The 13,829-nt window shown below is 63.9% G+C and carries 12 protein-coding genes; 4 read left to right on the top strand and 8 right to left on the bottom strand.

Annotated features, from left to right (window positions below; all coding sequences use genetic code 11):
• Positions 1–46: 46 nt before the first annotated feature.
• Both V7778_RS16790 and V7778_RS16785 read right to left on the bottom strand, forming a co-directional pair.
• Entirely contained in the window at positions 47–511 is a 465-nt protein-coding gene (locus V7778_RS16790) for a cyanophycin metabolism-associated DUF1854 family protein (protein WP_335557331.1), read from the bottom strand.
• Positions 511–2,790, bottom strand: a complete 2,280-nt coding sequence (locus tag V7778_RS16785) for a cyanophycin metabolism-associated ABC transporter (RefSeq protein ID WP_335557329.1) — start codon at positions 2,788–2,790, stop codon at positions 511–513. The genes V7778_RS16790 and V7778_RS16785 overlap by 1 nt, the downstream gene beginning before the upstream one ends.
• Before the next feature lie 295 nt (positions 2,791–3,085).
• On the opposite strand from V7778_RS16785, the gene V7778_RS16780 reads away from it, so the two are divergent.
• From V7778_RS16780 to V7778_RS16770, 3 genes are all read left to right on the top strand, one after another.
• Complete coding sequence (locus V7778_RS16780; protein ID WP_335557328.1) at positions 3,086–5,260, top strand: cyanophycin synthetase; 2,175 nt, start codon at positions 3,086–3,088, stop codon at positions 5,258–5,260.
• An 84-nt stretch (positions 5,261–5,344) separates the two neighbouring features.
• Positions 5,345–7,927 carry a cyanophycin synthetase gene (gene cphA, locus V7778_RS16775; protein ID WP_335557326.1) on the top strand — a complete coding sequence of 861 codons (2,583 nt, stop codon included), beginning with the start codon at positions 5,345–5,347 and terminating at the stop codon, positions 7,925–7,927.
• Between the two features lie 71 nt (positions 7,928–7,998).
• Positions 7,999–8,787, top strand: a complete 789-nt coding sequence (locus V7778_RS16770) for a MaoC family dehydratase (protein ID WP_335557324.1) — start codon at positions 7,999–8,001, stop codon at positions 8,785–8,787.
• Here the strand turns inward: V7778_RS16770 and V7778_RS16765 are convergent.
• Positions 8,784–9,422 carry a PEP-CTERM sorting domain-containing protein gene (locus V7778_RS16765; RefSeq protein WP_335557322.1) on the bottom strand — a complete coding sequence of 213 codons (639 nt, stop codon included), beginning with the start codon at positions 9,420–9,422 and terminating at the stop codon, positions 8,784–8,786. The genes V7778_RS16770 and V7778_RS16765 overlap by 4 nt on opposite strands.
• Positions 9,423–9,874: 452 nt before the next feature.
• On the opposite strand from V7778_RS16765, the gene V7778_RS16760 reads away from it, so the two are divergent.
• Complete coding sequence (locus V7778_RS16760; protein WP_335557321.1) at positions 9,875–10,813, top strand: DUF6236 family protein; 939 nt, start codon at positions 9,875–9,877, stop codon at positions 10,811–10,813.
• A gap of 364 nt (positions 10,814–11,177) precedes the next feature.
• On the opposite strand, the gene V7778_RS16755 is transcribed toward V7778_RS16760, so the two are convergent.
• From V7778_RS16755 to V7778_RS16735, 5 genes are all read right to left on the bottom strand, one after another.
• Positions 11,178–11,966, bottom strand: a complete 789-nt coding sequence (locus tag V7778_RS16755) for a DNA adenine methylase (RefSeq protein WP_335557319.1) — start codon at positions 11,964–11,966, stop codon at positions 11,178–11,180.
• Between the two features lie 550 nt (positions 11,967–12,516).
• Entirely contained in the window at positions 12,517–12,945 is a 429-nt protein-coding gene (locus V7778_RS16750) for a DUF1353 domain-containing protein (protein WP_335557318.1), read from the bottom strand.
• Entirely contained in the window at positions 12,942–13,067 is a 126-nt protein-coding gene (locus tag V7778_RS16745) for a hypothetical protein (RefSeq protein ID WP_335557316.1), read from the bottom strand. The genes V7778_RS16750 and V7778_RS16745 overlap by 4 nt, the downstream gene beginning before the upstream one ends.
• A 3-nt stretch (positions 13,068–13,070) precedes the next feature.
• Entirely contained in the window at positions 13,071–13,529 is a 459-nt protein-coding gene (locus tag V7778_RS16740; protein WP_335557314.1) for a glycoside hydrolase family 73 protein, read from the bottom strand.
• 2 nt (positions 13,530–13,531) lie between these two features.
• Positions 13,532–13,777: a hypothetical protein gene (locus tag V7778_RS16735; protein WP_335557313.1), complete on the bottom strand. Its 246-nt coding sequence runs from the start codon at positions 13,775–13,777 to the stop codon at positions 13,532–13,534.
• Positions 13,778–13,829 lie beyond the last annotated feature (52 nt).

The following is a 13,829-nucleotide window of genomic DNA, read 5'->3' as shown; positions in this document are numbered from 1 at the left end:
GAAGGCGGGGACCCAAGTTTGCTGGAACAGCCAACAGCGCTATTTATTAGAGAAACCGATCCAGAATCTTCCTGCTGTGCTTATCGATCTTGTACATATCCCGCACCAGGAAGTTGATCCCATGGCTGTCCGCCACCAGCAGCGAAGCATCGCCGACCCGCCGGATATCCTCATCCACCTTGAGCACGAACTCGGTCTCCCCGCGATCGGTCTTTACAAACCAGGTGCACGGCGTCGCGAAGCTCGACACCTCCCTGATGTGCAGGATCTCGGGAATGAATTCGCGTCCCTCGATCTCTTCCTGCACCAGAGTACGAATCTGCTCCGGCACCTCCGCCAGGTCGTCGATCCAGGCCACTTCCTTGCCCCCGTCGCGCACCAGGGAAATGCCCCGGGTCGGCGCCTGGATCGGGAAGGCGCGTACGGGAATCACGCCGACGTGCTCTTCGCCGCCGTCGAGGGTGATCACCAGCTTGCCGAAGGCATCGCGCCGCAGTTGGAAATTGCTCATCAGTCGTCCTTGTCGTCCATGTCCTGGTCCACGTTGCGCGCCTGCGCTTCGTAGAGGCGGTGGTAGGCGCCCTCGCGGGCCATCAGCTCGTCGTGGTTGCCCTCTTCCACCACCACGCCGCGGTCGAGCACGACCAGGCGGTCGGCGCGGTGCAGGGTCGACAGGCGGTGGGCGATGGCGATGGTGGTGCGGCCTTGCACCAGGTTGTCGAGCGCCTTCTGGATTTCCTTCTCGGTTTCCGAGTCCACCGACGAGGTGGCCTCGTCGAGGATCAGGATCGGCGGGTCGATCAGGAGCGCGCGCGCGATCGAGATGCGCTGGCGCTCGCCGCCGGACAGGCCCTGGCCGCGCTCGCCCACCATCGAGTCGTAGCCCTGCGGCAGGCGCAGGATGAACTCGTGGGCGTGGGCCGCGCGGGCCGCGGCGATGATGTCCTCGCGGCTGGCGCCCGGCTTACCGTAGGCGATGTTCTCGGCAATCGTGCCGAAGAACAGGAAAGGCTCCTGCAGCACCAGGCCGATGTTGCGGCGGTAGTCGGCCACGGCGAAGGAGCGGATGTCCTTGCCGTCCAGCAGGATCGCGCCTTCGGCGACGTCGTAGAAGCGGCAGATCAGGTTGACCAGGGTGGACTTGCCCGACCCGCTGTGGCCCACCAGGCCGACCATCTCGCCGGCCCGGATCTTGAGCGAAATGCCGCGGTTGACGGCGCGGTTGCCGTAGCGGAAACCGACTTCGCGCAGCTCGATCTCGCCGCGGACCTTGTCCACCTTCACCGGATTGGCCGGGTCCGGCACGCTCGAGACGTGGTCGAGGATGTCGAAGATGCGCTTGGCGGCCGAGGCCGACTTCTGCGTCACCGAGACGATGCGGCTCATGGAATCGAGCTTCACGTAGAAGCGGCCGCTGTAGGCGATGAAGGCGGTCAGGGTGCCCACCGTGATGTCGCCGCGCGAGACCTGCCAGATGCCGAAGCACCAGATCACCAGCAGGCCGATCTCGGTCAGCAGCGAGACGGTCGGCGAGAACAGCGACCAGACCTTGTTCAGCTTGTCGTTGACCGCCAGGTTGTGCTTGTTCGCTTCGCGGAAGCGCGCGGCCTCGCGTTTTTCCTGGGCGAAGGCCTTGACCACCCGGATGCCGGGGATGGTGTCGGCCAGCACGTTGGTGACCTCGCCCCAGACCCGGTCGATCTTCTCAAAGCCGGTGCGCAGCCTGTCGCGCACCACGTGGATCATCCAGGCGATGAAGGGCAGCGGAACGAGCGTCACCAGCGCCAGCCAGGGATTCATGCTGAACAGGATCACGCCCGTCATGATGATCAGGAGGACGTCCGACAGGAAGTCGAGCAGGTGCAGCGACAGGAAGACACTGATCCGGTCCGAACCGCTGCCGATGCGCGACATCAGGTCGCCGGTGCGCTTGCCGCCGAAGTATTCGAGCGACAGGCGCAGCAAGTGTTCATACGTGGTCGAGCGCAGGTCGGCGCTGATGCGTTCGGACGCCAGCGCCAGCACATAGGTCTTGCCCCAGCCCAGCGCCCAGGCCAGCATCGCCGCGCCGAACAGGCCGCCCATATACAGGTAGACGAGCGTGGTATCGATGGTCTGGCCGTTCTGATAAGGAATCAGGACATTGTCCATCAGCGGCTTGGTCAGGTAAGGCGGGATCATGTGCGCGCCGGTGGAACCGAGCATCAGCAGGAAGCCGGCCAGCAGCTGGCCCTGATACGGCTTGGCAAAACGCCACAGCCGGAACAGGGTCCAGGTCGACGGCGGGGTATGCAGGACCTTTTCGCAGATCGGGCAGTCTTCCTGGTTCGGCTCCAGCGGCGCCTTGCAACTTGGACAAGTGTGCTGCTCGGGCGGCTGCACCGGCACACCGGTGGCCACGCTCTCGACCTGGTCGGTGAACTGGTCGACCACGCGGATCGCCTGCAGGTTCTGGCCCAGGGTAAAACGCCAGGATGCGAGCAGGCTGTGCTCGTCCACCAGGTCCAGGTGGCCGACGCCGGCGTGGTCGTGGTGGCGCAGCACCAGGCCGGCGCGCAGCGGCCAGTCGCGCCAGGCGCTCTCGCCCGGGGCGCGGGCCAGCAGGCGGCGGTTGGTGACCACCACCAGACCCTTTACGAAACGTAATTTTGCGTCGAGGTCAACCTCCACGCTGCTTAAAACGTTTTCCCCTGGTGCAAGCTGTTTCGCGACGTCACTTTGCCAATGTTCGGGCAAAAAACTGGCGGCTACCGCCAGGGACGACGGACGAACAAGTTGTTGAGTTGTCATGTATTGCGCCCGATTACAGGCAAAAGTTCTGGAGGGTGGGCAAGGCGGCCGGCGCGGCAAGCACAAAAGGACTGTCAATGCGCCGCTGCGTGAAACGCTCCACAGAGCGGGTTAACGTTCTTGGCTATCCTTTGGATGACAAAGGGCGATACTGGCAGAAAATGTTGCGGCACGGCAAGCTTCGGGCCGGCAAGTATACAGGATGAACGCCGCGCAACGTGTTTCGGCGGCGGACATCGCGGATAAGGTAATCGTCCAGGTGAGCAAACGGACACGTGGACATAGATATTGTTAAATGAACAAGAAGAACGACATCAAGTTTCTCCGCGTTAGCTACCTGCGCGGTCCGAACATCTGGACGTATCGCCCGGTGCTCGAGGCCTGGCTCGACATCGGCGAGCTGGAAGAATGCCCTTCGAACACCCTGCCCGGCTTCACCGAGCGCCTGACCGCCTGGCTGCCGGGCCTGGTCGCGCACCGTTGCGGCGTCGGCACGCACGGCGGCTTCATCGAGCGCCTGGTCGACGGCACCTGGGCCGGCCACATCCTCGAGCACATCGTGCTCGAACTGCAAAACCTGGCCGGCATGAAGACCGGCTTCGGCAAGACCCGCTCGACCGGCGACTACGGCATCTACAAGATGGCCTTCCGCACCCGCGACGAGACGGTCGGCCGCGCCGCCCTCGACGCCGGCCACGCGCTGATCATGGCCGCGATCAACGACACCCCCTTCGACCTGCCCGCCACCGTGGCGCGCCTGACCGAGCTGGTCGACCGCTACTGCCTGGGCCCGTCGACCGCCCACATCGTCGACGCCGCCACCGACCGCAAGATCCCCTCGATCCGCCTGACCGAAGGCAACCTGGTGCAGCTCGGCCACGGCGCCGCCCAGCGCCGCATCTGGACCGCCGAGACCGACCGCACCAGCGCCATCGGCGAAGGCATCGCCAGCGACAAGGACCTGACCAAGACCCTGCTGGCCTCTTGCGGCGTGCCGGTGCCGGAAGGCTCGATCGCGCGCAGTCCCGAGGACGCCTGGGACGAAGCCCAGGACATCGGCCTGCCGGTGGCGATCAAGCCGATCGACGGCAACCACGGCCGCGGCGTGACGCTGAACCTGATGAACGAGGCGGACGTGAAGGCCGCCTACCAGATTGCCGCCGTCGAAGGCGACAGCAGCTCGGTACTGGTCGAACGCTTCGTCCCGGGCAACGAACACCGCCTGCTGGTGGTCGGCCGCAAGGTGGTCGCCGCCGCCAGGGGCGAATCGCTGTGGGTCACGGGCGACGGCAAGCTGAGCGTCACCGAGCTGTGCGACACCCAGATCAACACCGACCCGCGCCGCGGCGAGAGCGAGGAACATCCGCTTGGCCGGGTCAATCCGGCCGACCGCGAAATCCTGCTCGACCTGAAGCGCCAGGGCCTGAGCCCCGACTCGGTCCCGCAGGCCGGCCAGAAAGTGCTGATCCAGCTGAACGGCAACGTCGCCGACGACGTCACCGACATCATCCACCCCGAAGTGGCGCATGCGGCGGCCCTGGCCGCGCGCGTGGTGGGCCTGGACATCGCCGGCATCGACCTGGTGTGCGAAGACATCTCTCGCCCGCTCGGCGAGCAGCGCGGCGCCATCATCGAAGTCAATTCGAGCCCGGGCCTGCTGGCCCACATCAAGCCGGCCAGCGGCGAGCCGCGCAACGTGGGCGCGGCCATCGTCGACCACCTGTTCGGGCCGGACGAGAACGGCCGCATCCCGGTCGTGGGCGTGACCGGCACCCTGGGCACCAGCCTGATCGCACGCCTGGTCGGCTGCCTGGTCCACATCACCGGCAAGCACGTGGGCGTGGCCAACGGCGAAGGCCTGTACCTGGACGCGCGCGAAGTCTCGAACCGCGATTCCACCGGTTTCGACGCCGGCCAGCGCCTCCTGATCAACCGCACCGTGCAGACCGCCGTGTTCGAATCGAACGCGCGCTCGATCCTGGCCGAGGGCCTGCCCTACGACCGCTGCACCGTGGGCGTGGTGACCGACATGGAAGGCCTGGCCGACGTGGCCGAGTTCCACATCGGCGACATGGATGCCTTGCGCAACGTGATCCGCAGCCAGGTCGACGTGATCCTGCCGGAAGGCGCGGCCGTGCTGAACGCCGCCAACGAGGCGGTGGCGGCACTGGCCGAGCTGAGCGACGGCCGCGTGATCTTCTACGCGCTCGACGAGCACGACACCGTCATGGCCGAACACCGCGCCAAGGGCGAACGCGTGGTGTTCGCGCGCGGCGGCCGCATCGTGCTGGCCGAGGGTGCGAATGAAACGCCGCTGCTGGAACTGGCGAAGATGAAGCCGTCCACCGCCAAGCACCCGGAGAACGTGCTGGCGGCGGTCGCCGCCGCCTGGGCGCTGGGCGTGCCCTCGGACCTGATCTGCAGCGGCCTGCGCGCCTTCGACGCGACGCCGAAGAAAGCAAACAACTAATCTATGCAAACGGCCCGGCAGGCGCCGGGCCATGGTGTCCGCCTTTGCCCCGGCCGGGGCGGCCCGCGAAAGGACTGACGGTTTATGGAAGTATCACGCGTACGGGCCCTGCGTGGCCCCAATCTCTGGAGCCACCACACTTCGGTCGAGGCGATCGTCTCGTGCACGCCCGATGAAGAGTCGATCGGCGCCCTGCCCGGCTTCGAACAGCGCCTGCGCGCGCGCTTCCCCCGCATCGGCCAGCTGCAGCCGATGGGCCACGACGACACCGTCCCCATGGCCCAGGTGCTGGAGCACGCGGCCCTGGCCCTGCAAGCCGAAGCGGGCTGCCCGGTGACCTTCAGCCGCACCACCGCCACCCTGGAGCGCGGCATCTACCAGGTGGTGGTCGAGTACAGCGAGGAAGACGTCGGCCGCCTGGCATTGGCCCTGGCCCAGGAACTGATCAAGGCCACCGCCGCCGACCAGCCCTTCGACCTGACGGGCGCCCTGGCGCGCCTGCGCGAGCTGGACGAGGACGTGCGCCTCGGCCCCTCGACCGGTTCGATCGTGCAGGCCGCGCTGGCCCGCAACATCCCCTTCCGCCGCCTGACCGAAGGCAGCCTGGTCATGTTCGGCTGGGGCAGCCGCCAGCGCCGCATCCAGGCCGCCGAGATCGACGCCACCGGCGCCATCGCCGAATCGATCGCGCAGGACAAGGAGCTGACCAAGAAGCTGCTGGACGCCGCCGGCGTGCCGGTGCCGCACGGCCGCACCGTGACCGACCCCGAGGACGCCTGGCTTGCTGCCCAGGAGATCGGCCTGCCGGTCGTGATCAAGCCGAAGGACGGCAACCAGGGCAAGGGCGTGACCGTCAACGTCACCACCAAGGAACAGCTCACCGCCGGCTTCCACGCGGCTTCCGAGTTCCGCGACGACATCATGGTCGAGCGCTACCTGCCGGGCCACGACTACCGCCTGCTCGTCATCGGCGACAAGCTGGTGGCCGCCGCGCGCCGCGACCCGCCGCAGGTGGTGGGCGACGGCGTGCACACCGTGCGCGAGCTGGTGGAACAGGTCAACCTCGACCCGCGCCGCGGCGACGGCCACGCCACCTCGCTGACCAAGATCCGCTTCGACGACATCGCCCTGGGCACCCTGAGCAAACAGGGACTGAACGCCGAGTCGGTGCCGGGAGCGGGCCAGCGCGTCGTGCTACGCAATAACGCCAACCTGTCGACCGGCGGCTCGGCCACCGACGTCACCGACGACGTGCACCCGGAAGTCGCGGCGCGCGCCATCGCCGCCGCCCACATGGTGGGCCTGGACATCTGCGGCGTCGACCTGGTGTGCGACAGCGTGCTGAAACCCATCGAGGAACTGAACGGCGGCATCGTCGAAGTCAATGCCGCCCCGGGCCTGCGCATGCACCTTTCGCCCTCCTTCGGCAAGAGCCGCCCGATCGGCGAAGCCATCATGGACACCCTGTACGGCCCCGGCGACGACGGCCGCATCCCGGTGGTGGCCGTGACCGGCACCAACGGCAAGACCACCACCGTGCGCCTGATCGCCCACCTGCTGACGGCCTCGGGCCTGCGCACCGGCATGACCAACACCGACGGCGTCTACATCGAAGGCCGCCGCATCGACAGCGGCGACTGCAGCGGCCCGCGCAGCGCGCGCAACGTGCTGCTGCACCCGGACGTCGACGCGGCCGTGTTCGAGACCGCGCGCGGCGGCCTGCTGCGCGAAGGCCTTGCTTTCGACCGCTGCCAGGTGGCGGTGGTCACCAACATCGGCGCGGGCGACCACCTGGGCCTGAACTACATCACCACGCTCGAGGACCTGGCGGTGCTCAAGCGCGTGATCGTGCAGAACGTGGCGGACAAGGGCATGGCGGTACTGAACGCCGCCGACCCGGTGGTGGCCGCGATGGCCGACGTCACCCGCGGCGACGTGACCTTCTTCGCCCAGGACATCGGCAACCCGATCATGTCGATGCACCGCGCCCAGGGCCGCCGCGTCGTCTTCGTCGAGGACGGCCACCTGGTCTGCGCCCAGGGCAAGCAGCAGGAACGCATCGCGCTGAGCGAGGTGCCGATCACCCGCAACGGCGCGGTCGGCTTCCAGGTCGAGAACGTGATGGCCTCGGTGGCCGCCGCCTGGGCGGTGGGCACCTCGTGGGAATCGATCCGCGGCGGCCTGAAGACCTTCGTGGGCGAGAGCGACAACGCGCCCGGCCGCTTCAATGTGTTCGAGTACAAGGGCGCGACCGTGATCGCCGACTACGGCCACAACCCGGACGCGATCGCCGCGCTGAGCACCGCCGTGCAAGGCATGCCGGCCAAGCGCCGCTCGGTCGTGATCAGCGGCGCCGGCGACCGCCGCGACCAGGACATCTCGCAGCAGACCGAGATCCTGGGCCAGGTGTTCGACGACGTGCTGCTCTACCAGGACCAGTGCCAGCGCGGCCGCGCCGACGGCGAAGTGCTCGCGCTGCTGCGCAAGGGCCTGGTTGGCGCCACCCGCACCACCCACGTCGAGGAAATCAACGGCGAATTCGTCGCCATCGACCGCGCGCTGGAGCGGCTGGAAGCGGGCGACCTGTGCCTGATCCTGATCGACCAGGTCGACGAGGCCCTGGCCCATATCGCCAAGCGCATCGGCGAGGCCAAGCAGGCCGCCTGATGGCTTGACGCTGGCGGGTGGGTTATCCTTCCGGAATGACTCATCCGCCGCTCCCTCCTCTCGGCCCGCGCATGCTCTTGCGCGCGCTGCTCAAACGCCCCTCGCGCCGTGCCGGCGCGGACATCGGCGCCACCTACCGCCTACCCAATATCGACCTGGCCCATGTGCGGCGCTATAATGCGGCCATCGGGTTCGCGGGCGATGCCCTGCCCCTTCCCTTCCTCTATCTGCTGGCGCAGCGCGCCCAGCTGGCCACGATGCTGGACCGCCCCACGCCGTTCAAGATTCCAGGACTGATCCATGTCGAGAACACGCTCACCATGCACGGGCCGATCGATCCGGCTCGCCCGCTGGCGATCAGCACCGAGGTGAGCATGCAGGCGCCTGCGGCTAACGGCGCGATTCACTGTCTGCTCGAGACGCGCGCCTTCGACGGCGAACGGCTCGCGTTTGCGTGTAGCAGTAATTACCTGGTCAGGCGTGGAAGCAAAGCTGAAGGCAAATCATCGGCCACCGCGACGCCGGCCGGCCAGCCCCTTGGCCGATGGACACTCGCGCGGGACGCGGGCCGCCGCTATGCGGCGCTGTCGGGCGACTGGAATCCAATCCATTTGTGGCAATGGTCGGCGCGCCTGATGGGCATGCGCGCGCCCATCATCCACGGCGCGCACAGCATGGCGAAAGCCTGCGCTTTATTGCAGCAGGCGTCGGGGCGGACTGTGGAATCGGTCCGGTGCCGCTTCCGCAGCCCGGTAGCGCTTGGGGAAGAGCTCGTGCTGATTGCAGGCGGCGCCGAGGGAGAATTCGCGGCCCTGTGCAAGGACCGCGTGGCGATGGAAGGCCGCGCCGGTTTCGCTTAAGCGTTGCGGCGGCGCGCCGCGGCCAGTCCCGCCAGGCCGAGGGCCAGCAGGCCCAGCGAAGCCGGTTCAGGCACCGGGGCCGGATCGTCCGCGCCGCTGGTGGTGACGATCAGCTGCGAGGAATAGTATTCCAGCGGATCCTGGCGGTTGGTATCGCCGATATACAGCGTCCACAGGCCGAACATGTCCAGCTTGTCGAAGTCGCTCAGCATGCCGACCGGACGGAAGCTGCCCGCTTGTACCTGCGAACCGCGCACGGCGCCTTCGTCGTCGAAGGTCAGCGGCACCTGGCCGGCGCCGACGCTGCCCTGGGTGTAGGTGCCCTGCGATACCAGGTCGACCGTCACGCCGCCCGGGCTGGTCAGGCGCAGGACGATCTCGTTTTCGTAGGGCGTGCCGGTGCCGATGCAGGCGCCGCCTGCCGCGCCCAGCACCGGGTTGTCGCACTTGGCGAAGGACACCAGGATGTTCAGGTCGGCGATGCTGCCGTGGCTGGTCACGTCCAGATAGCGGAGGCCGTTGGTGTTGTCGAACAGCCCGTAGGTGCTGTCGTTCGCGACGACGCCAGCCTGTGCGTTGGCCACACCAAGGGTCAGCGCCAGCGCGCCGAAGAGCTTGATGATCGTGTGTTTCATGGGTGTTCTCCTAGTCGATACTAGCTTGTAAGCAATAATCGCACCAATGCAACGAATTCCAGTCAAATCAATTACTTGAGTCAACATTAGTTCCGCTAGAACAATTGAGTGTAAGGAATTTCGACATCCGACGCTTCGCCGCCATGCAAACCAGGATGCGATTTTTGCAGCGTCCGGCCGAGTCGAACACGGTAAAATGGCAAGCCTTGGCCTTGCACCTGCTTTGCCGTACCGAATTCGACAACATGAACGCCCCCACTGAGATCAACGCCGCCGCCCTCAAGCACAGCGCAACCGAAAAACACACCCCGATGATGCATCGGTACGTTCCGCTATGAGCAATCGAACATCGACTCAAAACCTACGCCGTAACCTACGCTCAAATTGCTTGATATTTTGACATTGAGCAACTGAAGTAGTACAACTGTTGTAACTACTTAAGAGGAGAAATAATGGGGCAGTCGAGCTGGAGAAAAAAGCACGATCCGAACTATGGGAAACCTGCAGAAGAATCGCCTGCAAAAACTTCTTCGGACACTATGCGTGGGTTGGTAATCTCGAACCCCATAGAGCTCTTGGGCGAAGCAGTGCACTTGAAGTCTAGTGATCTCGATGCAGAAGAGCTACGTTTTTCCCTCATGTATTGGGACAAGTTGGCATGGCCGACAAACCCGCTGCTGGAAATTGCCGGCAGTTCTGACTCATTGTTCTTGGAAGAAGTTGGCGTCCTATCTCGGCCTGTACCAAAGCCGAGTGAGGGTCACGCTAGCAATCGAATACTGCATGCCCATACATCGGTGTTTGAAGAGCTGGACACGGTCCAACCGGGACAATGGGCGCTCTCCTGGAGTGAGCGGTCAATGTCGTTTCACCCAGCATTTAAAGATTTCTCGGAACCGCGAAGTACTTTACTTGAGCTTCATCGAGCTATTCCAATCCCGGACGTCGACATACCGCTAGCGGAGATTTTAGAGTTCAAGGAACGCCGGCGCGATGAACTTATGTTGCTCCGTACACACTTCGAAAAGTTGACTGCAGAAATTGAGGCAAGCGAGGAACCTACCGAGAAGCTCATCAGCCAGCTGCGGGAAGTTGATGCCGCGTGCGCTAATTTAGTGCAACTTGGCCGAGAATGGCAGTGGCCCGTGAGACTAGGATCGCTTAATTCCTCAGTGTCCTTCGAGCCAATGAAAGCGATCTCATCCGGCTGGGCAGCATACCTAGCGGGAGAAAGATATAACCTTAGTCTTCCGGCCACGGCTGCGATAGTCGGTGCGGCCGCGCTAGGTTCAGTCATAAGTTGGAAGCCATCCGATTTCGCGATTCAAAATATCCGACGCCCGAAGAGCCCCTATCGGTACGCATACAGCATCGATGCAGAACTTCGATAACAATGTACTCATGCCCCTAAAATGGGACATGAGCGCTTCTACACCTGTGGGGGTAGTCGTGGAAACTCCTTCACGCATGGCTCTTCAAGCAGTTGCGCACGTAGCGCCTCCAGTATTTCTCCTTGCTGGCCCGGCAGTGTAGTTAGCATTCGCTGCAACTGGTCGGCGTAGAGGACCACGCTTCGAAGTCTCGCAATCTCCCACAGCAGCAGTCGAACATCCGCTGACTCGCGGCTGCGGTCCTGGATTGCCTGCAAATCCGCTTTAGAAAGTGGTGATCTGAAACGCATCGTGGTAGCCCTGTATTTTTATACAGTGTAGCAAACGGTGCTAAAGAGTGCAGACGTCTGCACTCTTAGCTGGTCTAGAACAGCCCGACTGGGTCCGCAGTTCGATCCCAGCTGTAAATGATCACTTCCGAGCGGTCTACAGCTTTACCGCCGCCGCCCACGTTATAGGTAATCGGGACCGTATCCATTTGGAAGCGAGCAAAGATGCGGCGAATCTCAGGGTGATCATTCAGACTAATGATGGCCCTACCCTTCAGGCGAGTGAGCAGCTCAGCCATCCTCTCGTACTGCTCAAGGCCGAAATCGACGCCGTACCCCTCCGTTTCCCAATACGGCGGGTCAAGGTAGAACAGAGTATGCGGCCGGTCATAGCGCTCCATCAGCTTGTGCCAGTCCATATTCTCGATGTACGTTCCAGCAAGTCTCAGATGAGCGGTGGACAGGTTTTCTTCGAGGCGCAGGAGATTCACAGGCGGCACCGTAGTCGCTGTCCCCCAAGTCTGTCCATCCACCTTGCCTCCGAACGCATGCTGCTGCAAATAGAAGAAGCGCACGGCGCGCTGGATATCGGTCAGGGTCTCCGGCGGCGTGGCTTGGTGCCATTTATAGACATCACGACTAGCGAGCGCGTACTTGAAGTGACGCACGAACTCCTCCAGGTGGTTCTGGACAACACGGTAAAGGCGGACCAGCTCGCCATTGATGTCGTTGATGACCTCAACCTCTGCCGGTGGCCGCATGAAGTACAGCGCAGCGCCACCGGCAAAGACCTCGACGTAGCATTTATGAGGCGGAAACTGGGGAATGAGGTGGTCGGCTAAGCGACGCTTACCGCCGATCCAAGGAATGATAGGCATTGCCATAAGTAAACCTTTTTCATATTGAATATGCTAGACTCCGCCCGCCTTCCGGAAGGTGGCAAAGCCATGCTTGGTTCACTGGCTGGTTCAGTGGATTGAGGCCGGGACGTGTTGTTGACGCAACACGGACCGGCGCTTTGTCTTTTTCTGCTGCTAAATTTAAGTTTGCGTTCAGCAATTGCTTGTTAGAAAAGCAAAGAGCTTTTACTATCGTCAACATCGTTGATGAGGTAATTGTTGATGCTAAATTTCAGTCTGCTGCTCGACGCATGCCGCTTGCTCTACCTCAAACTCAAACCGCCTCACGTCTGGAAATATACTGACGGCCGTGGGTATCGCACGTGTGAAGTCTGCGGCCGCCGTGAAGAACTGGACGAAGGGTCCGGTTTCTCCGGCTCGGTGTACCTTCCAACCTTTGCAGGGTATCCAAGTGCCCACCATGCCAAGCCCAGTTCGAACAGTCAGACGCCGAATTGACCGCCAGACCGCCATGCACGTTGACCTAGCCGTGAGCCTGGCTGTCGTGCATGGCGTTTTCGCCGGCGCCCGGCATTTATTTGAGCAGGATGTCCCGCTCGAGCTCGCCCACCGAGTGCTCCTCCGGTCTGGGCGCCGGCGCGGGAGCATACCGGCCGGCGCCGAACAAACGCACGCCCAGCCACATCGGACCGCGGCGCCAGGCTGAGACCCCGCACGCTTTCGACGCCTCGGCGAACACTTCGTCCGCCAGCTTGCGCGACACCTCGCCGGTGGAATAGAGGTGATCGTGTACGACTGCCGCCTCCTGGGCTACGGCGCCAAACAGCCAGAAGGTGAACGGCAGACGCGGTACGCTTGCGAAGTCGGTGACAAAGCCACTCGGCACCACCACCAGGCGATCGAGCACGACTGACTCGAACACCAACGTGGAAGTCAGCACCCAGTCGTCGCTATCTGGCTTGACCCGTTTGACCGAAAGCGTCGTGTGAAAGCGCGGCGTCATTTCGCCGCCTCGCGCAGGTCCTGCGCCAGGTTGTCGGTCTTGTAGCTGGCCTTCCATTCGAACTTCAGGTTGGCGCAGCCAGCGAGGGTGGCCAGCACGGCCAGGATCAGGATCTTCTTCATGGGTCAGCCTTTCGGGAGCAGGTCGAAGCGGATCAGGTTGCGGCCTTTGATGATCGCGGCCAGGGTCTTCGCGTAGTTCGGGTCGGTGGCGTACCCGGCGGCGGCCACGGCGCGCGCCCAGCCTTCACCAGTCGTCTCCTGGAAGCAGTAGCGGTAGCGAGGGTTGCTGGCGAAAAACTTAGCGCGGTCCTGCATGCAGTCGGACCAGCTGCCATAGGCGCGGAAAGCGCACTTCATGGGGGTGCGCACGCCCTTGATGACCTCGTGCGTGTCGACCATGACCGTCTCGCCTTTCCAGGACTTGTCTGCCTTGATGCCGAAGAGGTTCTTGCCGAGCACGCGCTTGCCCCACCCGGTTTCCAGCGCGGCCTGGGCGATGGTAAAGCTGGCGGGAATACCGCTGGCGCGGTGACACTCTTGGGCGGCCAGCAGCAGTTCGTCGATGAATTGGTTCGGGGTCATGGTCAGCCTTTCAGGTGTGACGCCAGCCAAGTCAGACCGCTGCCGATTGAACCGGCCGCGCCTCCGATCAGCATCAAGGTGCGCCACCCACCGCGCGCTTCCGCGAGCTGGGCCAGCACCTGGTCGAGCTTTCGGTCGAGCTCGGCGTTGGTGGAGCGCAGGTCCGAGACGGCCAGCTTGAGGTGCGCGACTTCGACGCTCATGGCGGCGAGCTGGATCGCGTTCTGTTGTTCGGTGGTGGGGTCCACGAAGTTCCTTTCAGGAAAAAAGAAAGGCCACCCAGAGGTGGCCAGTAGTAGC

It is taken from the genome of Massilia sp. DD77 (assembly GCF_036961685.1).
Lineage (GTDB): Bacteria > Pseudomonadota > Gammaproteobacteria > Burkholderiales > Burkholderiaceae_D > Telluria.
This window is presented reverse-complemented; position numbering and strand designations above follow the sequence as displayed.

Bases quoted from the DNA above. Each gene is read 5' to 3' on its own strand.
- V7778_RS16790 (WP_335557331.1), bottom strand. From the start codon at position 511: ATGAGCAATTTCCAACTGCGGCGCGATGCCTTCGGCAAGCTGGTGATC.
- V7778_RS16785 (WP_335557329.1), bottom strand. From the start codon at position 2,790: ATGACAACTCAACAACTTGTTCGTCCGTCGTCCCTGGCGGTAGCCGCC.
- V7778_RS16780 (WP_335557328.1), top strand. From the start codon at position 3,086: ATGAACAAGAAGAACGACATCAAGTTTCTCCGCGTTAGCTACCTGCGC.
- cphA (WP_335557326.1), top strand. From the start codon at position 5,345: ATGGAAGTATCACGCGTACGGGCCCTGCGTGGCCCCAATCTCTGGAGC.
- V7778_RS16770 (WP_335557324.1), top strand. From the start codon at position 7,999: ATGCTCTTGCGCGCGCTGCTCAAACGCCCCTCGCGCCGTGCCGGCGCG.
- V7778_RS16765 (WP_335557322.1), bottom strand. From the start codon at position 9,422: ATGAAACACACGATCATCAAGCTCTTCGGCGCGCTGGCGCTGACCCTT.
- V7778_RS16760 (WP_335557321.1), top strand. From the start codon at position 9,875: ATGGGGCAGTCGAGCTGGAGAAAAAAGCACGATCCGAACTATGGGAAA.
- V7778_RS16755 (WP_335557319.1), bottom strand. From the start codon at position 11,966: ATGGCAATGCCTATCATTCCTTGGATCGGCGGTAAGCGTCGCTTAGCC.
- V7778_RS16750 (WP_335557318.1), bottom strand. From the start codon at position 12,945: ATGACGCCGCGCTTTCACACGACGCTTTCGGTCAAACGGGTCAAGCCA.
- V7778_RS16745 (WP_335557316.1), bottom strand. From the start codon at position 13,067: ATGAAGAAGATCCTGATCCTGGCCGTGCTGGCCACCCTCGCTGGCTGC.
- V7778_RS16740 (WP_335557314.1), bottom strand. From the start codon at position 13,529: ATGACCCCGAACCAATTCATCGACGAACTGCTGCTGGCCGCCCAAGAG.